We start from the raw sequence: 21,071 nt of genomic DNA, 5'->3' as shown, positions 1-21,071 counted from the left end.
GCAAAGAGCGCTGTCCGAAAATACGACGGACGGATAATGTTACAGACGATCTTACAAGGACTTAATCCCGGCGCGTTCCGCTTACACCGCGCGTAGCCAGTTTTCCCAGTCGGGATGATTTAACACGCTGCGCGCCCGCAAATGCTTCCAGGCACCATATTTTGAAAAATCAAAATCAATATCGGCCACATGATGTTGAATAATGGCCCAGGTTGACCACTTCATATCCGCCAGATACTTATGAATTTGCACGCGAGCGAATAATGCTGCATCCACTTTACCGAAATAGTCCTCCAGCAATTCCTGTTCTATTTTCGGTGTGAAAAACATTTCGCCAAACCACAGCGCCAGTTCATAACAGCGATCGTTATTTGATGCATACTCAAAATCGACCAGCCGAATATCGTTCTGCGCATTGAGCATGAAGTTACCCGCCAGCGTGTCATTCATGCACGGCACCAAATCTAATCCCGCCGCTTCTAACGCCTGCTGCGCGCGCTGTGCCTGTTTGTGCAACCAGGCAGCATCAGCAGAGAGCGCGACATTGAGTGCACTGACCTGCTCAATATGCTCATTAAGCATGTCGAATACGGTTTTGTTCTGCCTGAGCAACGGCTGATCGTTGAAACTTTTCAAGCCCTGCAACGCACGATGACGAATCGCGGATTGCTGGAAATCGAGGTTTGACGAGGCGCGCCAGCCATCGATGAACTCAAACACTTCCACGCCAAGATCGCGCAGATAGGCCACCACCGGCACGCCATAGCCGGTTTGCGCGGCTTTCAGGCTCGCTTCATGTGCGGTGTCACGATTAATAAAGCGCTCGGTGCCTTCGCCGGGAATTTTGACGAAATAAGCACAAGGCGCGCCCTCGACTGCCACGTGCCAGTTGGCGTTGGAAATACCGCCGCTTACCGGACGATACTGCACCGCCCTGCCCTGCCATTCCGGCATCGCCGTAATGGCTTGTTCCACCCGCTGTTCCTGCCAGCTTTGCGCTTCACCCAGAGATTTGCTCATTTTGCCTGCTCCGCTGTCAGGTTTAACCAACGTTCAAAACGGGGATCGCTCAGGCTCTGACGGCAGCGCAACAGCATCCACTGGCCGAGCTTGGCAAACTCCAGACCGCGCGTGCTGGTGACACCGTTCAGCATGCCCCATAGCGTCCAGTGATAATCATCCACCAGCGCATATAAGCGACAACGCGCTACATCAGCCTCGCTGCTGTCACCACGCCACGCACGAATCGCATCACGCCAGCGATCGTCAGTAGGCAGTTGTTCGTGGATAAGCGTCGCGATATCGTGCCAGGCATCCCCGCGCGCGGCATAGTCAAAGTCCAGCAAGCGCCATTCACCCTGAGGGTTGACCATCCAGTTGCTGGCGATGTTATCGCCGTGGATCAAAACGGGTGTATAGGACACGGCGTTGAGTGCTTCCCACGCCAAATCGACACATTCCCCCATCCATTGCAGCTCATCTGGCTGTTGCACACCCTGTGTTTCCAGTTGAAGACGTAGCCGCAACATATCCTGCTGGCGGCTGTGTAAGGGAAGCGGCAATCCTGAGTGATGTAATTTATCCAGCGTACGCGTCAGGCTGGCAAAGTGATGCGGATCGCGTAACGCATCCAGTCGCGCCCAGCGGAAGCTGTCATCCAGCGCCGCGAAGATCAGAACGCCATTGCGCGGATCGGCGTGGCATAGCGCCGGTGCGATGCCCAACTCGCCCGCCTGGCGGCTAATTTCGGCGCTGCGCTGGAAATCAATCAACGCTTTCTGATCATCGAACAGCACCTTGGCATAATAGCCTTGCCCCGCTGACTGCAGGCGAAATCCGGCCCATTCCGTCGCTAAACGATGCGGTGACGCCACACCTGCCGTGCCTGGCTGAATATCAAAGGATTGCGCGGGTTGCCAACTCGCCAGCGCTTGCTGTAAACGCATCAACATAAGGCGTCCTCTCCTTTCAGGCAGAGCTCAGTGAGCATCGCCATCAACATGTCGAGACCGCGATGCAAGTCGGCGGTGGCGGTGTATTCACGTTCATTGTGCGAAAGGCCGTCTACGCTGGGCACAAACAGCAATGCACTCGGGCAGTGATAGCTCATGCTTATCGCATCGTGACCTGCTATTGAACGCATCGGCATCGCTTTCAGCCCCAATTTTTCCGCCTGCGCTAAAGCCAGATCACTCAATGCCGAATGTAACTGCTGTCGTGGACGATACTGTGCACGGTCGAGACTGACATCGGTGGCCGTATTCTGCGCAATCGATTGCATCTGCTGGCCGAAGCTGTCGCGCAACTGGCGCAATAGCGCTTCATCAGCAGAACGAAACTCAATAAATAACGTGGCTTCAGAAGTCACTACGTTCGGCGAATTAGGCACGGTTTCCAGACGGCCCACCGAGGTATGCAGTGCTTCGCCATAGCGTTCAGCCTCTGCACGCACCGCCACAATGGTGTGCGCGGCTGCCAGCAGCGCATCCCGCCGGCGATCCATCAATGCCGGGCCGGTATGGTTTTGCTCTCCGCGAAACGTCACCTGCCATTTCAGTGCCGCCCAGGTTTCCGTCACTACGCCTATCTGTTTCTGCTGCAATTCAAGATGTGGACCCTGCTCAACGTGCAGTTCGCAGTAGGCCGCCACCGTCAGATCGGGTAACGCCGTTCCGCGATAACCAATATTTTGCAAAGCTGTTTGCAACGAGATACCTTCGCCATCACAACACGCCAGAGCCTGCTCCAGCGAGAGTGCGCCTGTGAACACTGAACTGCCGGTCAGGCTGGGTTGAAAGCGCGCACCCTCTTCATTGGTCCAGTTCACCACCGCCAGATTACGTTGCGCGGTTTGCGAATGGTCGCGCAGCTGGCGAGCCAATGTTGCCATGGTCACTGCAGCGCCGGTGACGCCGTAGGCACCGTCGAAACGTCCACCCAGCGGTTGGCTGTCCAGGTGCGAACCGCACAGCACCCACGGCGCGCCTTCGCAAAGCGTCATCAAGCCAAAGATGTTGCCAATTTCATCCACGTGAACGTGAAAACCCTGTTGCGTCAGCCAGGTACAAAAGGCATCGCGCATTTGCTTATCCGCAGCGGATGCCGTCAGGCGATGTAAGCCGCCTGCGGGTGTCGCACCAATGCTGCTGCTGAGGGCGAACAGCGCATCAAACGCCTGATAATCTTGCGGTGTCATCCTCGGCATTGCCGGGATGGAGGATGTTGACATGGGCACTCTCCAGACTCGCTACAAAAGCTGCCGCGGGTCGCGCATTGGTCACTAAGGTGTCAACCGCGCTAAACGGCAGCGTATTCACAAAGGTTCGCAGTCCAAATTTGCCTTCATCTGCCAGAATCACACTCTGGCGACAGTGCGTGCTCAGCACGCGCCTTAATAACGCCTCAGGCTCTTCGTAATCCATAAAACCGTTGTCCCGATCCACTGCACCAATGCCCATAAAGGCAATGTCGTAGTGGAATTGACGCGCGAACTCCAGCGTATGGGGGCCAATGAGTGCGTTATCATTTCGCCGAACGCGCCCTGGTGTTAGCGTGACAGCGTTGTCGCTTTGCTGCGTGAGCAGCGCGGCGATATCCATTGAGTTCGTGATAACCTTCAAACGCGAGAAGCGGGTCAACTGCTGCGCCAGTGCCAGCGTTGAAGTGCCGGTATCCAGAAACAGCGCCATTCCCTCTTCCACTAATTCGCTTGCCAGCTGACCAATACGCGCTTTAGCACGCGGCTTGATACGGCTGCGTATCTGTAACGGCTGCTCTTCGCTGGGCACCGGTAAAATGGCACCGCCGTGCACGCGTCGTAATACGCTCTGCTCTTCCAGATATTTAAGATCGCGGCGAATCGTCTCTTCTGACACCACGAATTTCTGCGCCAGTTCCGTGACGCGCACCCGTTTGTCGTGGTGTAAAATCCGTTTTATCTCATCCAGACGTGGCTGATTAATCATGCTTACCTTCTGTTTTTAGAGGCCAAAACCGCAGTATACCTATCGGGCGGTCTCAAGGCCGCGCCTTACAGAGAAGGTTGATGTTGATCCCACGGCATCAGGGCTTCGAGCGCCGCGCAGAACTGCAATACGTCGCCTTCCGCATAACGTCGGCCGATCACCTGCAAACCCACCGGTAAACCTTGCGCGGTAAAACCACAGGGAATCGTCGCCGCCGGATTACCACTCAAATTGAATGGCCAGGTGAAAGGTGTCCAGCGCGCCCACTCTACTCCGCTGTCGCCCGGCGACTGATTTTCCGGCACATGGCGATCGGCCGAGAACGGCAGCACTGGCAGCGTAGGCGTGATCAGTAAATCCACGCTGTCAAACAAGGCGTGCACTTGTCCGGCAAACGCCGCTCGTTGTTTTTGCGCCGCCAGGTAGTCGGCCAGATTCAGGCGCTGCGCGTGTTCAATCAGCGCGGCAAAGCCCGGATCGAGCTGGTCGAGCTGCTGCTGCAGTGCGGCACCATACGCCACACCGCGCCCGCCGCTCCATAAAGTGTCAAATGTCTCAAACGGTGATGACCAATCCAGCGGGCGTGCCGTGAGCGTCACCGGTAACGTATGGGCAATCTGCTCCACCGCCTGTTCGACGCAACGCGCAATCTGCTCGTCGACCGGTGTGTTAAACAGCGTGGGACTGTAATGCACACGCAGCGCGGGCAATGGCTGGTCGCAGCGTGCCAGCCAGGATTCATTTTTCGCTGGTAGCGCCTGATGGTCGCGCGCATCCGGTCCAGAAAGCAGATCAAACAGCAGTGCGCTATCACGAACCGTGCGCGTCATCGGCCCGGCATGACTGAGCATTTCAGTGGCAGACCACGGCCAGGTTGGGATGCGTCCCAGCGAGGCTTTAAGGGCGAAAATGCCACAAAAAGCACCGGGGATACGCACCGATCCGCCACCGTCGGAGCCCAGCGCGGCGGGCACCATGCGCGCCGCCACGCTGATTGCCGATCCCGAACTGGAACCGCCGCTGGTTAACGCCGGATCCCACGGATTGCGCCCATGACCAAATACCCGTGAATAGCTTGATCCGGTCCAGCCAAACTCGGTGGTCGCGGTTTTGCCGACAATGATCGCTCCCGCCGCCTTCAGTCGCTCAATAATCGGCGCGTCATGTTCTGGTACGTTATCCAGTGAGGTGAGTGAACCTTTGGTGGTGCGCAACCCAGCCGTTGAGAACAGATCTTTGACGCCGAATGGCACACCGTGCAATGGACCCCGACTCTTGCCCGACTGACGTTCGCGATCGCAGCTTTTAGCCTCTTCCATCGCCTGCTCATCGTAAACATCACCAAAGGCATTCAATGTGGGATTGTGGGATTTTATTTGCTGAAGGCAATTCCCCACCAGCTTTTCACTGCTGATATCACCGCGACGAATCTGCTGCGCCGCGCCAATAACATCAGGCATCGAGTTAAATAAATTCTGGTCCACCGCCATGGTTACACCCTGCATTTCTGGCATCACTATGTAGCGATAGTGGCAACAGTTGGCGAATGAAGCAAGACCGGGTCATGTGGTTAATGTGGGATATGTTGTATTTAATCTGGCGTTGTTATAGGAAAAGATGATGATGAAAAAAACAGCGAAATGACAAAACCGTGGCAATTGGATGAAGGTTTTGCGCGACAGGCCGCTCAATCACTCAGTTGCAGTTAAATCGTTCAGGGAAATGTGTGGATGGAGATATTAATTCACTGCGCCGCTATCATCAGCACAGTGATATTAAAGTCATCTGATAAAAAGATTACAACCAGCCTGCTTTTTTCAGTCGTGACCACATCACACCACAAATCGCCAGCGTCACCACCAGTACCGCGGGATAGCCAAAGTGGGTTTTGAGTTCAGGCATATCTGAGAAGTTCATGCCGTACATACTGAAGACAATGGTCGGGACGATCAGCACCGCACCCCAACCCGCGAGCTTTTTATTCACTTCGCTCTGCTGAACCGACACCAGCGCCAGATTGACCTGCATTGCGCTGGTGAGCATTTCACGCATGTCTTCGGCATCGATCATCACGTGATGAGCATGATCCTGAACGTCACGCAGGTAGGCACGCAGGTTCTTCGGAATAATGTCTTCGTGAAAACGCGCCAGTTGGGCACAAATCTCAGTCACCGGCATCGCGGCATTGCGCAGCGCCAGCAGTTCGCGCCGGAGATGATAGACATCCTCCAGCGTTTTACTGTCAAAGCGGGTGGTAAACATGCCCCCTTCCAGCGTACCGATACGCTCGCTGAGTGATTCGGTGATTTTGCTGTAGTGGTCAACGATAAAGTCGAGAATGCAGTAAAACGCGTAGCCCGGTCCCTGACACAACATGGTGTGGTTTTTTTCTGCCCTGGCGCGTATCGCCGCATAGCCTTCCGATGAACCATGGCGGACGGTGATCAGGAAGTTTTTACCGAGGAAAAAGTGGGTTTCACCAAAGCTGATGCGCTGCTGATCGTCGAGATGTGCCGTTTTCACCACGATAAATACCGACTCACCATATTGCTCAATCTTCGGGCGCTGATGGGCCACCAGCGCATCCTCAATTGCTAACTCATGCAGGCCAAACTCTTCCTGCAACGTCTGCATAAAAGCCGGTTCAGGCTGATTCAAACCCAGCCAGATAAACGCACTTTCGTCTTTGAGTACTTCGCTGATGTCGGCGACATCGACATGCTCTTCACGTTTGCCGTGGCGATAAGCCACACAGTTAATCACCATTTTGGCGCTGTCCATGTTGTTTTCACTTACTCAATCATAGTGTCAGTATCATTTCGACGCAGGGGAGATCGGCTTTGGCCAGAGCGGAAGGATACAAGGCTTCACGCACGTTGCTAAAGCCATGGCGCAGATAGAAACCGCTGGCATTGGGTGTTGCGGCCAGGGTCAACTGCCGAAAACCGCGCTGGCGGGCTTCCGCGATAATCGCGTTCATAATGGCGCTGGCATAGCCTTTGCCGTTACACGCTGGCAGGGTAAATATCGCTTCCACACTGCCGCTTTTGAGATCGAGAAAGCCCGTAGCGGCAGCGCCCAACTCAGGATCGTCGATCACGTAGAAAGGATTGCCCTTAATCGCCTCAAAGTAACCTGACGGCAACGCGTCAGGCGTCCATGCGGCAATCACTTCAGGCGGATAAACTGACTGGCAGCCATCGCGAATCGCGAGATTGCGAATACGCCACAAGTCGGCGGCTTCATGTGGAAGCGCTAAGCGCGGTGTCATGGATTCTTCTCTGTGCGATGAATACGGAAATCCCACAGTAGCAAAACCCTTGCCGCAAGTTTGTTCTTTTTGGCTTAAGGCACCCCAAAATAACGCAGCAATGCCGTCATCACAGCCGCGCCTACAATCACTAAAATCAACGGCGTACGGCGCCAGGCGAGAAACACGGCAAACAACACGCCCGCTATCCGCGCGACACCTGCGAAGTGGCTGCCTTCAAATAGTGCGGTGGTGACGGCAACCGCCAGCAACAGCACCGTAGCAGCATCCGAGAGCATATTGCGCACCGATTCCGACATCGGCATACGACTTCCCAGTCGGTAACCCGCGAAGCGCATCACATACGTACCGACGGCCAGCAGCGCGATCCCGGCAATCACGAAGTTATTGTGCATTTTTGCGCTCCCGCCAGCTCAATAAGCCCAACAATGAAAACAATACCGGCATTCCCGCTGGAACAAACGGCGTGGCGAGTACTGACAATGCCGTACCGAGCGTGGCCGGAATCCGCGTGCGACGTTGACGCAAAGCGGGAAATATCAGCGCGATCAAGATGGCAGGGAAAACCGCATCGAGACCAATCGCCGAAACATCAGGAATGAAGCGCCCGATAAATGCGCCGCACACCACGCTAAGTGGCCAGATAGCAAAAATGCCTAAACCACATACCCAGTATGCGGCGCGTCGCTGGGAAAGCGTCTTTTGCGAAATGCCAAACACCACGCTTTCGTCATTCATGATATGGCAACCCAGCAAACTACGTCCGCCCTGCCCGACCAGATCTTTCACCGCGATACCAAACGGTAAATGGCGCGCGTTGACCAGCAAACCCGCCGCCGCTGCTGTTAATGGGCTGCCACCGCCGGCCACAATGCCGATGAACAGAAACTCGGATGCGCCTGCCAGCACCATCGTCGAAAGCGCGATGGGCACCCACAGTGGAAAACCATCCGCTGCCGCCAGCGAACCGTAAGAGAGCCCGACAATACCGTCGGCCAGACAAACCAGGAAAATCGCTTTTAATACGCCGCGATCAAGCGGAACTGCACCCAGACGCATCACAATTTGATCTCATATCGAACAGGAAAGTCGTTATAATGAACGCGCCTGAATTGTTTTACAAGATGAACAAAACGTTCGATATAAAGAACAGGAGTAATTGTGACACCACCGATCGATCTTATCTCTGCTGGATTAGTGCGCGAACGCCAGCGTGCCGGGCTCTCGTTAACCGAAGTCGCCCGCCGCGCTGGCATTGCGAAATCCACGCTTTCACAACTGGAAGCGGGCAACGGCAATCCCAGCATTGAGACGTTATGGTCACTGTGTGTGGCGCTCAATATTCCGTTTGCCCGCCTGATGGAGCCGGAAGTGAAGCGTTTGCAGGTGATCCGTCGTGGTGAGGGCATGATGGTGTCGGCTGAACTTGCGGATTACCAGGCCGCGCTACTGGCCAGCTGTCCGCCGGGCGGTCGTCGTGATTTATATCTAATCACCAGCCAGCCGGGTGCACCGCGCGCCTCTCATCCGCATCCGCCCGGTTCGGTTGAACACATCATTATTGCGCAGGGTCGCGCCCTGGTTGGGCCTACCGATGCCCCGGTCGAACTTCATCCAGGTGACTACATCTGCTACCCCGCCGACGAACCGCACATCTTCGAAGCGCTGGAAGCGAATACCATGGCGGTGCAGCTGTCGGAGCAAAATTAGTCATAATAATTTCCTATGTTCAAACCCGATGATTGGCGCGTGACACGGTGGCATCCTGTGTTTTTCGCTAGCAGATTATCAGGAACATATGGATATTATTCCCGCCCGACCCCATCACGCCGCTGCCATTCAGAAAATCTATGCGTGGCACGTCCTTCACGGTACCGCCACCTTCGAAACCGAACCGCCCAGCGAAAGCGAAATGCTCAACCGCGTCAAAGATGTGCAGCAGCGCGGTGGCTTTTGGCTGGTGGCGCAAGAGGATGAACAGGTATTGGGTTATTGTTATCTGGCACCTTATCGACCGCGCTATGCCTATCGCTTCACGCTGGAAGATTCGATTTATCTCGATCATGAACAGACCGGGCGTGGCGTCGGGCGAGCGTTATTGCAAAAAGCGATTGCGCTGGCAGAAGCAGCAGGCTTTCGCCAGATCATCGCCATCGTGGGAGATAGCGCCAATCAGGGTTCGCTGGGATTACACCGGGCGCTCGGCTTCGAGCACACCGGTGTGATGAAATCGGTGGGATTCAAACATGGCCGCTGGCTCGACACCGTCGTGATGCAGCGCTCACTGGGTGTCGGTGATAGCCAGCCGCCAGAACGTTAAGCCGCCTGCATCGCAATCACGCGATCTGTCCCCTTCTCCAGAAGTTCGCGATCGTGGCTCACCAGCAGCACGCCGCACTGCAGCTGACGCGCCATCTGCGTTATCAGCTGCAGAGTTTGCTGCTGTACCAGCGGATCGAGCCGCGATGTCGGCTCATCGGCGAACAGGAAAACCGGCTCAAGCAGCATGACGCGTAACAGAGAGAAGCGCTGTAACTCGCCGCCCGAGAGCGAATCCGGGCAGCGCGTGAGTAATGAAGGATCTAACGCTAATTGCTCCATTAGCGAGTCGCGTTTTGACCGTTCAATGCGATGACGACGCAGCACCTCCTCCAGGCTTTGTGACAGTGTGCGCGTGGGGGGAAACAATGCCGAGGGATCCTGATAGATCTTCTGATACTTCAGCGCGCTCGCCGCGACGTGACGTGTAATGCTGCCCTGCTGTGGCGCGAGTAATCCCAGCAATACGTCGCCAAAGCTGCTCTTTCCACTGCCGCTGGCGCCATGTAAGCCGACAATTTCCCCAGCATGCAGGGTGAAATTTTCTGGCACGCCCAACGTATTTCCGCCGCGCTGCAGCTTTACCCCCAGCGCGCTCACTACGGGTTTGCTGCGGATTACCGTGCTTTGCCGTTGCGGCCAGGCAGCGGGATCGGCAGCCAGTAATTCGCGCGTATAACCCTGCTGCGGGGCGTATAACACTTGCTGCGCTGCGCCTTGCTCAATCACTTTGCCCTTATGCATGACGACAACGTCTCCGCCCAACTGACGCGCCAGCGCAATATCGTGCGTGATGGTCATTAAAGTCCCACCTTCCGCCACTTCACGACCCAGCAAAGTAGCAACGTCATCGCGTCGGGACACATCCAAACCCTTAGTCGGTTCATCTGCTATCAAAATCTCCGCACCGCCCGCGCGCGCCGCCGCAAATGCCGCACGCTGCGCCATGCCACCGGACAGTTGCCACGGGAATTTTTGTGCCGCTGCCTGTAAGCCCAGTTGCGCAAGGTCATCCTGCGCAGCCGCCACGCTTCGCGGCGCGGAATGCCCTCGAATATAGCGATAGCCTTCCGCGACCTGCTGCTGAACCGCCATGGTGGGATCGAGCGCCAGCCAGGGTTCTTGTGGCAGCGAGGCCATAGTCCTTCCCCACAAGCTGCGTAACGCATCACGATCCTGCGGTAACTGATAGCGTTGACCGTTGATGATCAGGGTTCCGCTGGCCTGAAGTGTCTCCGGCAAAATTCCCATTACCGCCTGCGCCAACAGGCTTTTTCCGGAGCCAGTCTCACCCAATAAAGTGAGCGGTTGGCCAGGTTGCAGGTGGAAATCAACCGGCTCCACCAGCGTGGCTTCTGCTGTTGCGATGGTTATGCCGATGGCCTGTAATCCTTTCATGGACGCTCCTTTTTCATCATCAGGTTAAGGCTAATCAGCAATAAAAACAGTGCGACCACAGGCTGTAGCAGCAACCAGGGCGCTTCCCAGGCAAAGGGCAGCAGTTCGGTCATCATCAAGCCCAATTCCGGTGTCGGTGGACGGACACCGACGCTGATAAATCCCAGTGCCGACACGGCCATGATGGCGCTGCTAAACGAGAACAGTGCAACGGTAAGCAAAACAGGTGCGAGTGCCGGCCAAAGGTGACGGTGAAAGCGGTAGATCGCGTTAAAACCCAGCAGTTTCGACGCCTGCATACCCGGCGAATGCACAATCGGACGTAAGGTGGCGCGTGTCACACGGAAGAATTCCACCCACAGCACCAACGAAATGCCTAACCACAGCATCTCCGGTGAGTCCGGGGCAATCGCCGCCAGTAACAGCACCAGCAGCAAGCCGGGCAGCGCGAGGCACATATCCCCCAGCATGCTGACCACACGGTCGAGCACTCCACCATAAAGCGCGCTGAGTACGCCAGCCAGCACACCGACCAGCATCGCACTGATCACACACAGTGCAGCCAGACCCAGTGACAGGCGCAGCGCCGCACTCAGGCGCGGCAGCATGTCACGTCCCAGGTGATCAAAACCTAACAGATTGGCCTGGCTGGGCGGCTGCAACATGTTGAGCAGTTCTTGTTGCAGAGGATCACCATGATGAAACAGAGGCAGTAAAAAGGCGTAGCTCAGTAGCAGAGCCAGCAGCAGTAAACCGACATGACGTGAAGTTAATTTCATGGGCGCGTCCCTCGCGGATCAAGCAGATGACAACCTGCATCTACCAGCATATTCAGCAGAACAAACAGCAGGCCGAGCGTCATGGCACTGGCCTGAATTACTGGCACATCGCGGGCGAAAATGGCATGAACCAACGCATGCCCAATGCCCGGCCAGGCAAACAACGTTTCCACTACCACCACGCCTTCCACCAGCCAGACAAACTGCATGCCGAACCAGGTGAGTACCGGTGTTCCCAGATTGCGTAAACCATGACGACGCAGCAAGGTGGCGGGCGCCAACCCTTTTTGCGCCCCCCATTGGAAATAGCCTGCGTTCACCACCTGCAAGGTGGCTTCACGCACCACGCGCACGCCCACCGCGCTTAGCGACAAGGCCAGCGTCATCGCCGGTAACAGGAAATGACGCAGCTCACCGTGTCCCGCACTCGGCAGCCAGTCAAGTTGCAGCGCGAACAGCACGATCAGCAGCATACCCAGTGCAAAATGCGGCACAGACTTAAGCATCGATGTCAGCCAAAACAGCAGCCGATCCAATTTGCCATTGGCATGGCAACCGGCCCAGATACCCAACGGCAGCGTGATAATGATTGCCAGTAGCAATGAAACACCAGCTAACGCCAGCGTCTGACTCAGTTGCCAACGCAGTTCATCCATCACCGGTTCGCCGGAAACCAGCGAGCGACCAAAGTTGAATTGCAGCAGATCGAATAGCCAGTGCAGTAAGGCGCTGCCTTGATCGGCTGCGCCACTTAACTCCTGCTGCACGCGCGCGACGGCATCCGCATCAACCCGATCATAGCCGTAACGACCGCTGGCAATGCGCCACGCCATATCGCCCGGCAGCGACCGGACCAAAAACCAGGTGAGTAATCCCACCGAGAGCACGACAAAAAATGCCTGCATCAGCCGCCAGCAAAGTTGTTTGATCATCACGGCTCCCAACGCAGTTGGCGCAGGCCAAAGTGACGCTCAAACGGATCGAGCGCGACGTTTTGCAACTGACTGTTGATCGCTGCTGATTGTTGATACCAGGCGATTGGAATCCCCGGGAGATCCTGTTGCAGTGCCGAAGTGATGAGTGTTCGAGCTTTGGCACGCGCGGAGGCATCGGTGGATTGCGTCAGGGTATGCAATGCGCCACTGAATCCTGTCGGATGCCAGTTCATCGCCCCCCAGTCGCCACCTTTCTCGGCATAATCCTGCAATAAGGTGCCGGTTGGATCGGGCGTGAGTGCAAAGTTGCGTGAGAACAGAGCCAGTTGCAGTTTCCCGCTGTGGTGCTGGGCAGGAATTTCGCTGGCATTGGTTGAGTTGATCTTCACTTCAATACCGATTTTGCGCAGTTGCTGCTGGATAACCATCGCCATCAACGGCAGTTCAGGGCGATCCGGGAAGGTCAGCAGCGTCAGGCTGAATCGCTGGCCGTTGCGGGTCAGCACACCATCTGATCCCGGTTGCCAGCCGGCTTTCTGCAACAGCGTGACCGCCGAATCGGGCTGATAGGAGAGTGGAGGCAGCGCCGCGTTGTGCCACTCGCCCATGTTCGGCGGGAACAACTGGCTGGCAGCACCCGGATAGCGCAACACCGCCATCGCTAACGCATTACGATCAATGGCCATGCTGATCGCTTCACGCACCGGCTGTTCCGCTAACAGCGGATCGCCCAGATTGAGCTTCAGCATAAGCGTGCGCGGCACGGGGATTGCGGGAAGTTGCAGCGCAGGTTTGCGTGCCAGACGCTGACGGCTGGCGGCATCCAGATTGAACACATAATCCGCATCACCGCTTTCTGCTAATAGCGCGCGGGTCTCTGCCCGGCCAGAAGAGAGATAGCTGGCTGTGGTAATGTGCGGTTTTTCTCCCCAGTACCCTTCAAAACGTTTCACCGCTAACGACTGCGGCGGTTGAAATGCAGTTAGCATAAACGGCCCGGAGCCGATGATGCGAGTGATATTGCCCTGTGCATCCCAGCTGGATAACGCCAGAATTTGCGAGCGACTTTCTGCCAGGACGGAAAGCAGAGGTGTGAAAGGCTCGCGCAGCGTGATGGTCACCACCTGCCCTTCTCCGCTGATCTCAGTGATCGGTGTTTTATCCAGTAATCCCGCTTTACTCCGCGCAGTATTGAGTGATTTCACTACCGCTGCCGCATCCAGTGGCGAACCATCATGGAAATGCACGTTATCGCGCAGCTGTAATTGCCAGCGCAAACCGTTTTCCGAGACCTGCCAACTCTTCGCCAAAGCCGGGATCGATTCACCGCGTTGGTTCACTTCCACCAGCGTTTCCACCACATCCATGCGCAGAAGGATGTCACCGGAAAGCGCCGGATCGGCACCTTTAATTTCAAACGGAGCGGCAATGCGCACCGTGTTTTCCTGATGCTGCGCCGCGAATGAGGCGCACGAAGCCAGGCCGAGCGCCGTGGCGATCAGCAATTTTTTCATTGATTTCATTATGGTTTCCGAAAAATACCGCTACAAAAATCCCAGAGAAATTATGTTATAACATAACAATACACATTTAAACACAGATCGCCTGCGGGGATAAACGGTTTGCGCGGGTGTTTATGACAAATTGACACTGCATGCTCGGGCATGACTGGGTTATGCTGAAACCGAATCTGAACCCTCAAGGAGAAACGGAAATGCCAGAAATCGTTGTCTATGCTGCGGAAGGCCGCACGGTTGAGCAGAAGAAGAAGTTGCTGAAAGCGGTGACTGCCGCAGTCGCGGACTCGTTTGAGATTGATGCCAATTCGGTGACGGTCTCAATCATTGAAACGCCTAAGCATCATAAATCTAAAGGCGGCGTGCCGTTTGATGAGCGGTGATAGGTTATTTGATGCATAAAAGCCCAACAGGGCTTTTATGTTTTATAGAATGAAAACCGCTGGGCCTTTGTCTTCAATGGTGTTGAGGATACGCAAAGCCGCTTTATTGGGTTTACTCTCGTTACGTTCCCACTTTGAAACACTCTCAACTGACATGCCTGTAGTCATTGCCAGCGCCGCCTGCGACATCTTCCATCTTAAGCGTACCGCTTTAATCTCAATCCCAGACATAGCGCGTACTGGAGGGATATTACGAGCTTCGATCGCCGCACTGATTTCCGCAACCGTCTCGCCCTGAACAACGCCCAATTGGTTATAGCGCTGCGCCATATCGTGGATTTTCTTTAAACGTTCAGTCATCACAAGTTACCTCGATTAGTTCTTTTAACTTAATCAACTCCCGGACCTTCTCATCTGACATCGCAATAAAATCCCGAGCGATACGGCAATAAGCATCAATTTCATCATCTTCAAGTTCTTTGCCTTTCTTCTTTGATAGCTGACTTTTCAAGTACATATCAAAGAAATAAATGTTGTTGCCATAATTGAAGAAAACAATGCTACGCGCGCCGTCAGATGCCCCCACACCAGGCAACCCGAGTCGTTTTTTGAACGTGTAACGTCCTAATGGGTCTCCATGTAATCCCGCAAAAATCGACTTTGCAGCTTTACACAAAATTTTATCATTGATGCGTGCATTAAATCTCTCTTCCTGAAATTCTGGCGTCAGGTAAATGCCCATTTACCCCTCCTTGCCTTAAAATATCCGTAAGCGTGACTATAGTCTTCGTTACGGGTTAGGTCAAATTACAAGCGAAAGGATTGGTTGAATCTAAGCGCTAATAACCGCAATAACATGTGGTTAAAGTCGCTACGCGAACGGTGAAAATTCAGTATCATATCTCACCCCTGGCTAACCCAATTGAGTGCTCAGCCCGCTATGACTGAACAGAATCCGCTGTTTTCGCGGCTTACCACCACACTGGCTGAAGAGAGCCGTACGCCGTTGTACAAGCGCTTTGCCGCCGCCATCAAAGAGGCGGTGCGTGATGGCATCCTGGTGCATGAAGAGATCCTGCCCGGTGAGCGAGAATTCAGCCAGTCGCTCAGCATCTCGCGTATTACGGTGCGTAAAGCGATGGATGAGCTGGAAAAAGAGGGGGTGGTGTTTCGTTCGCGCGGTTACGGCACACAGATTTGCAGCCAGTTTGAGTATTCGTTGAAAGAGCCCAAAGGTTTGTCGCAGCAGGCGGTTTTACGCGGTAAAAAGCCTGATACGGTGTGGATTAACAAGAGCAAAATTCAGTGCAGCGCGGAAATCGGTGAAAAACTGGGATTAAGCCAAGGTAGCGAAGTCTACTTGCTGAAGCGTATTCGTTATGTCGATCAGCAAGCGGTGTCAGTTGAAGAATCCTGGGTGCCGGCACGCTTTATTGCAGATGCCGATGACATTGGAATTTCTTTGTATGATTACTTTAACAAGCAACAGATTTTGCCTGTTAAGTCCCAAAGCAGAGTGAGTGCCCGCATGCCTGATGAAGCGCTCCAGCAGCAGATTGCCCTGCCCGCCAATGTCCCTGTGTTAGTGATTAAACAGCTGGCACTTGACGCGCAAGGCAATCCTCTGGAGTACAGCATCAGCTACTGCCGCAGCGACATGTACGTGTTTATTGCTGAGTAAGTCTTTGCTGCCAATAGCTCTGCAGCGTGGCGCGATCGGGTGCACAATCACCACCGCGTTGTGACACCACATAAGACGCCACGGCATTACCCAATGCCACACTTTCCGCCAGCGACCAACCTGACGCGAGCCCGGCTAACACTCCCCCCGCATGGCTGTCACCGGCGCCAATCGTATCGACTACTTGCGTTGCCAGAGCAGGGATCCAACCCTGCGATTCCGCATCGATATAACCTGCGCCATCACTGTCTAGACGCACCACCAACGCAGCGCCAAAGTGTTGTTGCCATTGAGCCATTAACTGACGGGCATCAAAGGCTTGATGCTGGTTCAAACGCTCCAGCCACAGTAACTCTGCTTCCTGTCTGTTCACTGTAATCAGTGGTTTTAGCGCCATAATACGGGCAAATTGACACTCACCAATGTCAGCCAAACGCGGACCGAAATCCACCAGCAATTGATAGTTATGCGCCTGGTGTTCGAGCCAGTCGATCAGCACATCGCCGCTTTTGCTGGTCAGTTGATAGCCAGACAGGTAGATCCAACGGTGTGGGGGTTGTGGCAATGTGCGCAGCAGTTCAGCATCCCACAGATTTTCGACACCGCTAACCGACAGAAACGTGCGCTCACCATCCGGCTCCACCAGTGCCAGACACCAGCCATTGTCTCCTTTACTGGTTTCCAGCACGCTTTGAAGGCCATATTCCATCAGCTTCTGCCGCACAATACTGGCCCAAATGCCGTTACCCAGCGGCAGCGCGTTGATGGATGGAATGCCCAACCGATGCAACGCGATCGCTACATTCAACGCACAACCGCCCACGTTGACGCCCTGCTGGTGGAGTTCAATATCACTTCCCCGATGCGGTAACGAATAGGCATCGGCAATCACGTCCACCACAGCGGCACCAATCACGCACACCGGCAGACGTCCTTCCAGCCGGTTCAGGTCATCAGGCGTCAGCATAAACGGCCTCACGCTGCTGACGGAAACGCATGAATGCGTTGCTATAGCGAGTGAAATCCAGCGCGTTGGCAGCATCCAGTTCGGCTTTTAGCTGTGAATCAATCCCATCAATGCCATGTAGCGCTCCGCAAATGGCCACCGCCATCGCGCCGATGGTATCGGTATCGCCCCCCAGATTGGCACAAAGAATAGCGCAGCGATTCGGATCGGTGTTGGCCAGTTCAACCATTGCAATAGCAGCTGGAACCGATTCGATAGTGGCCGTCCCGGTCCCCACCAAATCATAAATCTGCTGCATCGTTGACTCCACACCTCTGCCCTGCGCCACAACGCTCAACGCCAGCTCAACACGCGCGGCCATGGACGCGCTAAAGGTCGTGACGCGTTTTTCCTGCGCAGCGCGCGCAATCGCAGGCAGCTCATCGCGGATGTATACCCAGCTTGCGCCGTCAATGGCACGTGACACTGCCCAGGCAATCACCGTTGCCCCCGCGATGGCGACATCAGATTTATGCGTAGGACTGGATGCCAGTGCGACAGCGTCAATAAAGGCATCCAGATCTTTGGCTGGCAACAGACAACCAAGCGGTGAAACGCGCATCGCCGCGCCATTGGTCATGCCGTTGTTCTCCAGCTGCGCCACTGGCGTTCCCGTTTTCAGTGCATTCAGGGCTATTTTGGATGTGGGTCCCAATACGTTTTTGTTGAAGGCATCAAACTCCTCTGCCCAGTGCAGGATATTGGCACCAATGGTCTCCGCGTTGATATCGCCATCATGCGTGACTATCGCATCTGCCAAAGCCAGCGCCATCGAAGTGTCGTCAGTAAATGCCGCGCGGCCAAAATAACAGGCGGCATTGTTTTCAGCAGGCCCCGGCAGAAAACCATCAATCCAGCCAAAATGCTGCTTAACGCGACTGCGCGGCCACAATTCCGATGGCATGCCCATCGCATCGCCCAGCGCCTGACCATAGAAAGCGCCCAAAATCCGTTTTTCCTGGAGTGTCATTGTCATCATTACATCTCTTATTTATGGCTATCAGCGGTGGCTGATTGCTCGAAAGCAGTTAATTCTTCACTGCGTTTTTTGCCATCGCGGAACAGCACGATGAAGGCGATGGTGATAATGATGATCATCACGCTGCCAAACATCCACATGCCCGCCCAGTTGAACGTTTGGCCATTGCGAGGCTGGTCGTAAGCGAACATCTCTTGCATCAAATATCCGCCGAGACGATAGCCCAGCAAGCTGCCAATCCCCTGGCATGCGAGCGTGATCAGGCCCTGTGCTGCGTTGCGCATCGCGACCGGTGCTTTTTTATCAACGTAGATGTAAGCCGTGATGAAGTAGAAGTCATAGCTGACGCCGTGCAGCAGGATGCCCATAAACAACAGGCCAATCGTCAGGGCATTTTGATCGCCGCCGAACACGAAGAATATGTAGCGCAGCGCTGCGGTGGTTAAGCCAAGCAGCAACACTTTGCCAATGCCAAAGCGCTTGATAAAGAACGGCAGTGCCAGCAGGAAGAAGATCTCCGATACCTGACCCAGCGTCATCCAACCGGTGGCGTGCGGCAGGCCCACCTCCGTCAGGTAGCCTTCGGCAAAGATGTAGTAAAAAGCCAGCGGCATGCTGAACAGGAATGAGCAGACGAAGAACACAAGGAAACTGCGATCTTTCAGGAGATGCAGCGCATCCAGACCCAGTGCCACACGCAGGCTGAATTTGCCGGTGCTTTTCGGCTCGGTTGCCGGCAGCATCAGCGAAAAGATCCCCAACACCAGTGAACTGGCAGCAGTGATCAGCAGCGGCACATTACTGGCTGAAATGTCGCCATAGCCCATCAGCGGCGGCAGGAAACCACAGGCAATGCCTGACGCAATCCAGCCTAAAGTGCCCATGACCCGCACGCGTGGATAATCGCGTTCGACATCTTTGACATGCGAGAAAGCAATACTGTTAGTCAGCGCAATGGTCGGCATGTAAGTGAGCGCATACAACAGCAGCAGTGGGAAGAAACCACTGAAGTGCGTCTGCTGGGCCGCGAAATACATCAGAATGGAACCGACGATCATCAGCAGCGACAACACTTTCTGTGCCTGGAAGAAGCGGTCTGCCAACGATCCAACGAGGATCGGCGACAGGATAGCGGCAATCGAAGTACAGGCATAGCACCAGGCAATCTCAACCGGCGAAAAGCCGTTTTTGCTGAGGAAAGCCCAGAGCGGCACAAACCATGCCCCCCAGATAAACCACTCGAGAAACATCATGAAGGATAATTTTGGGATTGTTGTTTTCATTAAAATAGGACTCCCCGGTGTAGGTGAGGCCAATCTAACACCAACAACAATACCTTTGTAATACCATTAGCGGATTCTTTGAGCTACTCCACAACAATTTTAACCGAGGATTAACAGTAAGGCAGGAGATAGAGCGAGGAATAAGGGCGTGCAGTGCACGCCCTGAAAGTCTTAACGACGGTTTTTCCAGACGGTCTGGATATTACAGAATTCGTGAACGCCAAAACTGGAAAGTTCACGACCATAGCCGCTCTTCTTCACACCACCAATCGCCACGCGGGGATCGGAAGCACCGTTGCCATTGATGAACACGGCGCCGGTTTCCAGTTTCTCTGCCAGCTCATTGGCTATCGCTTCATTACCGCTCCACACGGTAGCGCTCAAACCAAATTCGCTGTTATTCGCCAGCTCTAAAGCATGCTGTGCATTGCGTGCCACGGTAATCGCTGCCACGGGGCCAAAGATCTCCTGCTGGAAGGCGATCATGTCGGGTGTCACATCAGCAAGGATCGTTGGTGCGTAGTAGTTGCCAACGCCATCGATCTTATGACCACCGATAACCAGGCGCGCACCTTGTTTCAGGGTCTGCTGTACCTGCTGGTCTAACTCATCACGCAGATCATAACGCGCCATCGGTCCGATATAAGTTTCTTCATTCAGCGGATCGCCAATTTTCAATGCCTGCACAGCCGCGCTAAAACGCGCCTCAAACGCTTCTGCAACACTTTCCTCAATGATGAACCGTTTGGCTGCCATGCACACCTGTCCGGTGTTCTGGTAGCGTCCTGTGACCGCAGAAGCCACTGCCGCATCCAGATCCGCATCGGCAAGTACGATAAACGGATCTGCACCACCCAGCTCCAGTACCGTTTTCTTCAATACGGCACCGGCTTGTGCTGCAATAGCACCGCCCGCCCGCACACTTCCTGTCACCGCAACTGCCGCAATACGCGGATCTTTAATTGCAGCCGAAACGCCATCGTTATCCACGTTAATCACGGTGAAGCCACCTTTTGGCAGATCTGTCGCGTCAAACAGTTCTGTCATCAGATTGGCTGCACCCATTACGCTTGGCGCGTGTTTGAGCACATACGTGTTGCCTGCCAGCAACATGCTGACTGCACCGCGCAGCACCTGCCAGTAAGGAAAGTTCCACGGCATTACCGCAAGAATCACGCCTAATGGACGAAACGATTGCCAGGCTTGCTGATTTTCTACCAGCGTAGGCTTGTCAGCCAGCATCGCTGGGCCCTGTTCTGCATACCAGTCGCAGAGATTTGCACATTTGAGGACTTCAGCACGAGCCTGTGCAATGGGTTTACCCATCTCCAGGGTTGCCATGGTAGCGAGTTGATCCTGACGCTGGCGGATCTGTTCTGCTAACTGGCGTAACACGATGACACGCTGTGCCATGCTGGTGGCTCGCCATTGTGCAAAAGCATCCGCGCTGGTCTGCAACGCAGCTTCGAGTTCAGCGGCATTCTGCAATGGATATGATGCGATGATTTCGCCAGTGGTAGGGTTACGTGAAATAACGTTGTCAGTCATAAGATGC

23 protein-coding genes are annotated in these 21,071 nt (G+C 54.8%); 4 read left to right on the top strand and 19 right to left on the bottom strand.

The genetic code is table 11. The annotated features are described in order from the left end of the window. Positions 1 to 81: 81 nt before the first annotated feature. The 9 genes from QMZ65_RS13000 to QMZ65_RS12960 all read right to left on the bottom strand — a co-directional run bounded on the left by QMZ65_RS13000 (position 82) and on the right by QMZ65_RS12960 (position 8,295). The gene (locus QMZ65_RS13000; protein WP_097117620.1) at positions 82 to 1,020 is read right to left on the bottom strand and encodes a choline kinase family protein; all 939 of its coding nucleotides are present in this window, start codon (positions 1,018 to 1,020) and stop codon (positions 82 to 84) included. Beyond that, on the bottom strand, positions 1,017 to 1,952 hold the full coding sequence (locus QMZ65_RS12995; RefSeq protein ID WP_283216131.1) for a phosphotransferase: 936 nt from the start codon (positions 1,950 to 1,952) through the stop codon (positions 1,017 to 1,019). The genes QMZ65_RS13000 and QMZ65_RS12995 overlap by 4 nt, the downstream gene beginning before the upstream one ends. Next, entirely contained in the window at positions 1,946 to 3,229 is a 1,284-nt protein-coding gene (locus QMZ65_RS12990; RefSeq protein ID WP_283216130.1) for a Zn-dependent hydrolase, read from the bottom strand. The genes QMZ65_RS12995 and QMZ65_RS12990 overlap by 7 nt, the downstream gene beginning before the upstream one ends. Beyond that, the gene (locus QMZ65_RS12985; protein ID WP_097117623.1) at positions 3,168 to 3,965 is read right to left on the bottom strand and encodes a DeoR/GlpR family DNA-binding transcription regulator; all 798 of its coding nucleotides are present in this window, start codon (positions 3,963 to 3,965) and stop codon (positions 3,168 to 3,170) included. Before QMZ65_RS12985 ends, QMZ65_RS12990 begins: the two co-directional genes overlap by 62 nt. A gap of 65 nt (positions 3,966 to 4,030) precedes the next feature. Continuing rightward, a complete protein-coding gene (locus QMZ65_RS12980) occupies positions 4,031 to 5,470 on the bottom strand; it encodes an amidase (RefSeq protein ID WP_237448842.1) in 1,440 nt (479 codons plus the stop codon). A gap of 292 nt (positions 5,471 to 5,762) precedes the next feature. Beyond that, positions 5,763 to 6,731, bottom strand: coding sequence for a magnesium/cobalt transporter CorA (gene corA / locus QMZ65_RS12975; protein ID WP_034822760.1), 969 nt, complete (start codon positions 6,729 to 6,731; stop codon positions 5,763 to 5,765). A 34-nt stretch (positions 6,732 to 6,765) separates the two neighbouring features. Beyond that, positions 6,766 to 7,236 carry a GNAT family N-acetyltransferase gene (locus QMZ65_RS12970; protein ID WP_283216129.1) on the bottom strand — a complete coding sequence of 157 codons (471 nt, stop codon included), beginning with the start codon at positions 7,234 to 7,236 and terminating at the stop codon, positions 6,766 to 6,768. Between the two features lie 74 nt (positions 7,237 to 7,310). Then, positions 7,311 to 7,631, bottom strand: coding sequence for an AzlD domain-containing protein (locus tag QMZ65_RS12965; RefSeq protein ID WP_058960465.1), 321 nt, complete (start codon positions 7,629 to 7,631; stop codon positions 7,311 to 7,313). After that, on the bottom strand, positions 7,621 to 8,295 hold the full coding sequence (locus QMZ65_RS12960; RefSeq protein ID WP_097117625.1) for an AzlC family ABC transporter permease: 675 nt from the start codon (positions 8,293 to 8,295) through the stop codon (positions 7,621 to 7,623). Before QMZ65_RS12960 ends, QMZ65_RS12965 begins: the two co-directional genes overlap by 11 nt. A 102-nt stretch (positions 8,296 to 8,397) precedes the next feature. On the opposite strand from QMZ65_RS12960, the gene QMZ65_RS12955 reads away from it, so the two are divergent. Next, on the top strand, positions 8,398 to 8,946 hold the full coding sequence (locus tag QMZ65_RS12955; protein WP_045831923.1) for a helix-turn-helix domain-containing protein: 549 nt from the start codon (positions 8,398 to 8,400) through the stop codon (positions 8,944 to 8,946). A gap of 88 nt (positions 8,947 to 9,034) precedes the next feature. Next, a complete protein-coding gene (locus QMZ65_RS12950) occupies positions 9,035 to 9,556 on the top strand; it encodes a GNAT family N-acetyltransferase (protein WP_160834529.1) in 522 nt (173 codons plus the stop codon). Here the strand turns inward: QMZ65_RS12950 and QMZ65_RS12945 are convergent. The 4 genes from QMZ65_RS12945 to QMZ65_RS12930 are packed head-to-tail and all read right to left on the bottom strand — an operon-like array spanning position 9,553 to position 14,190. Beyond that, positions 9,553 to 10,953 carry an ABC transporter ATP-binding protein gene (locus tag QMZ65_RS12945; RefSeq protein ID WP_283216128.1) on the bottom strand — a complete coding sequence of 467 codons (1,401 nt, stop codon included), beginning with the start codon at positions 10,951 to 10,953 and terminating at the stop codon, positions 9,553 to 9,555. The two genes, QMZ65_RS12950 and QMZ65_RS12945, sit on opposite strands and share 4 nt — an antisense overlap. After that, on the bottom strand, positions 10,950 to 11,732 hold the full coding sequence (locus tag QMZ65_RS12940; RefSeq protein ID WP_283216127.1) for an ABC transporter permease: 783 nt from the start codon (positions 11,730 to 11,732) through the stop codon (positions 10,950 to 10,952). Before QMZ65_RS12940 ends, QMZ65_RS12945 begins: the two co-directional genes overlap by 4 nt. Further along, positions 11,729 to 12,664 carry an ABC transporter permease gene (locus QMZ65_RS12935; RefSeq protein ID WP_283216126.1) on the bottom strand — a complete coding sequence of 312 codons (936 nt, stop codon included), beginning with the start codon at positions 12,662 to 12,664 and terminating at the stop codon, positions 11,729 to 11,731. The genes QMZ65_RS12940 and QMZ65_RS12935 overlap by 4 nt, the downstream gene beginning before the upstream one ends. Continuing rightward, positions 12,664 to 14,190 (bottom strand): ABC transporter substrate-binding protein, encoded by a 1,527-nt coding sequence (locus QMZ65_RS12930; RefSeq protein ID WP_283216125.1) that lies wholly within the window; start codon positions 14,188 to 14,190, stop codon positions 12,664 to 12,666. Before QMZ65_RS12930 ends, QMZ65_RS12935 begins: the two co-directional genes overlap by 1 nt. A gap of 191 nt (positions 14,191 to 14,381) precedes the next feature. Between QMZ65_RS12930 and QMZ65_RS12925 the strand changes: the two genes are divergently transcribed. Then, complete coding sequence (locus QMZ65_RS12925; RefSeq protein ID WP_034822328.1) at positions 14,382 to 14,567, top strand: tautomerase family protein; 186 nt, start codon at positions 14,382 to 14,384, stop codon at positions 14,565 to 14,567. A 42-nt stretch (positions 14,568 to 14,609) separates the two neighbouring features. Here the strand turns inward: QMZ65_RS12925 and QMZ65_RS12920 are convergent, their stop codons facing one another. Both QMZ65_RS12920 and QMZ65_RS12915 read right to left on the bottom strand, forming a co-directional pair. Next, complete coding sequence (locus QMZ65_RS12920) at positions 14,610 to 14,927, bottom strand: helix-turn-helix domain-containing protein (RefSeq protein ID WP_097117631.1); 318 nt, start codon at positions 14,925 to 14,927, stop codon at positions 14,610 to 14,612. After that, entirely contained in the window at positions 14,920 to 15,309 is a 390-nt protein-coding gene (locus tag QMZ65_RS12915; RefSeq protein WP_283216124.1) for a type II toxin-antitoxin system RelE/ParE family toxin, read from the bottom strand. The genes QMZ65_RS12920 and QMZ65_RS12915 overlap by 8 nt, the downstream gene beginning before the upstream one ends. Before the next feature lie 198 nt (positions 15,310 to 15,507). On the opposite strand from QMZ65_RS12915, the gene QMZ65_RS12910 reads away from it, so the two are divergent. After that, positions 15,508 to 16,248, top strand: a complete 741-nt coding sequence (locus QMZ65_RS12910) for a GntR family transcriptional regulator (RefSeq protein WP_283216123.1) — start codon at positions 15,508 to 15,510, stop codon at positions 16,246 to 16,248. Here QMZ65_RS12910 and QMZ65_RS12905 read toward each other — a convergent pair. The 4 genes from QMZ65_RS12905 to QMZ65_RS12890 all read right to left on the bottom strand — a co-directional run bounded on the left by QMZ65_RS12905 (position 16,235) and on the right by QMZ65_RS12890 (position 21,064). After that, complete coding sequence (locus QMZ65_RS12905; protein WP_283216122.1) at positions 16,235 to 17,215, bottom strand: PfkB family carbohydrate kinase; 981 nt, start codon at positions 17,213 to 17,215, stop codon at positions 16,235 to 16,237. The two genes, QMZ65_RS12910 and QMZ65_RS12905, sit on opposite strands and share 14 nt — an antisense overlap. Beyond that, a complete protein-coding gene (locus tag QMZ65_RS12900; RefSeq protein WP_283216152.1) occupies positions 17,202 to 18,230 on the bottom strand; it encodes an ADP-ribosylglycohydrolase family protein in 1,029 nt (342 codons plus the stop codon). The genes QMZ65_RS12905 and QMZ65_RS12900 overlap by 14 nt, the downstream gene beginning before the upstream one ends. Positions 18,231 to 18,241: 11 nt before the next feature. Next, positions 18,242 to 19,516, bottom strand: coding sequence for a nucleoside permease (locus tag QMZ65_RS12895; RefSeq protein WP_097117635.1), 1,275 nt, complete (start codon positions 19,514 to 19,516; stop codon positions 18,242 to 18,244). Positions 19,517 to 19,687: 171 nt separating this feature from the next. Continuing rightward, on the bottom strand, positions 19,688 to 21,064 hold the full coding sequence (locus tag QMZ65_RS12890) for an aldehyde dehydrogenase family protein (protein ID WP_097117636.1): 1,377 nt from the start codon (positions 21,062 to 21,064) through the stop codon (positions 19,688 to 19,690). Positions 21,065 to 21,071 lie beyond the last annotated feature (7 nt).

This window comes from Pantoea sp. EABMAA-21 (assembly GCF_030053335.1).
Classification (GTDB): domain Bacteria; phylum Pseudomonadota; class Gammaproteobacteria; order Enterobacterales; family Enterobacteriaceae; genus Pantoea; species Pantoea communis.
The sequence above is the reverse complement of the archived record's forward strand: the minus strand, read 5'-3'. Positions and strand labels throughout refer to the sequence as shown.

Excerpts from the sequence above, each read along its gene's own strand:
- QMZ65_RS13000 (WP_097117620.1), bottom strand. The coding sequence starts at position 1,020 with ATGAGCAAATCTCTGGGTGAAGCGCAAAGCTGGCAGGAACAGCGGGTG.
- QMZ65_RS12995 (WP_283216131.1), bottom strand. The coding sequence starts at position 1,952 with ATGTTGATGCGTTTACAGCAAGCGCTGGCGAGTTGGCAACCCGCGCAA.
- QMZ65_RS12990 (WP_283216130.1), bottom strand. The coding sequence starts at position 3,229 with ATGTCAACATCCTCCATCCCGGCAATGCCGAGGATGACACCGCAAGAT.
- QMZ65_RS12985 (WP_097117623.1), bottom strand. The coding sequence starts at position 3,965 with ATGATTAATCAGCCACGTCTGGATGAGATAAAACGGATTTTACACCAC.
- QMZ65_RS12980 (WP_237448842.1), bottom strand. The coding sequence starts at position 5,470 with ATGCAGGGTGTAACCATGGCGGTGGACCAGAATTTATTTAACTCGATG.
- corA (WP_034822760.1), bottom strand. The coding sequence starts at position 6,731 with ATGGTGATTAACTGTGTGGCTTATCGCCACGGCAAACGTGAAGAGCAT.
- QMZ65_RS12970 (WP_283216129.1), bottom strand. The coding sequence starts at position 7,236 with ATGACACCGCGCTTAGCGCTTCCACATGAAGCCGCCGACTTGTGGCGT.
- QMZ65_RS12965 (WP_058960465.1), bottom strand. The coding sequence starts at position 7,631 with ATGCACAATAACTTCGTGATTGCCGGGATCGCGCTGCTGGCCGTCGGT.
- QMZ65_RS12960 (WP_097117625.1), bottom strand. The coding sequence starts at position 8,295 with ATGCGTCTGGGTGCAGTTCCGCTTGATCGCGGCGTATTAAAAGCGATT.
- QMZ65_RS12950 (WP_160834529.1), top strand. The coding sequence starts at position 9,035 with ATGGATATTATTCCCGCCCGACCCCATCACGCCGCTGCCATTCAGAAA.
- QMZ65_RS12945 (WP_283216128.1), bottom strand. The coding sequence starts at position 10,953 with ATGAAAGGATTACAGGCCATCGGCATAACCATCGCAACAGCAGAAGCC.
- QMZ65_RS12940 (WP_283216127.1), bottom strand. The coding sequence starts at position 11,732 with ATGAAATTAACTTCACGTCATGTCGGTTTACTGCTGCTGGCTCTGCTA.
- QMZ65_RS12935 (WP_283216126.1), bottom strand. The coding sequence starts at position 12,664 with ATGATCAAACAACTTTGCTGGCGGCTGATGCAGGCATTTTTTGTCGTG.
- QMZ65_RS12930 (WP_283216125.1), bottom strand. The coding sequence starts at position 14,190 with ATGAAATCAATGAAAAAATTGCTGATCGCCACGGCGCTCGGCCTGGCT.
- QMZ65_RS12925 (WP_034822328.1), top strand. The coding sequence starts at position 14,382 with ATGCCAGAAATCGTTGTCTATGCTGCGGAAGGCCGCACGGTTGAGCAG.
- QMZ65_RS12920 (WP_097117631.1), bottom strand. The coding sequence starts at position 14,927 with ATGACTGAACGTTTAAAGAAAATCCACGATATGGCGCAGCGCTATAAC.
- QMZ65_RS12915 (WP_283216124.1), bottom strand. The coding sequence starts at position 15,309 with ATGGGCATTTACCTGACGCCAGAATTTCAGGAAGAGAGATTTAATGCA.
- QMZ65_RS12910 (WP_283216123.1), top strand. The coding sequence starts at position 15,508 with ATGACTGAACAGAATCCGCTGTTTTCGCGGCTTACCACCACACTGGCT.
- QMZ65_RS12905 (WP_283216122.1), bottom strand. The coding sequence starts at position 17,215 with ATGCTGACGCCTGATGACCTGAACCGGCTGGAAGGACGTCTGCCGGTG.
- QMZ65_RS12900 (WP_283216152.1), bottom strand. The coding sequence starts at position 18,230 with ATGACAATGACACTCCAGGAAAAACGGATTTTGGGCGCTTTCTATGGT.
- QMZ65_RS12895 (WP_097117635.1), bottom strand. The coding sequence starts at position 19,516 with ATGAAAACAACAATCCCAAAATTATCCTTCATGATGTTTCTCGAGTGG.
- QMZ65_RS12890 (WP_097117636.1), bottom strand. The coding sequence starts at position 21,064 with ATGACTGACAACGTTATTTCACGTAACCCTACCACTGGCGAAATCATC.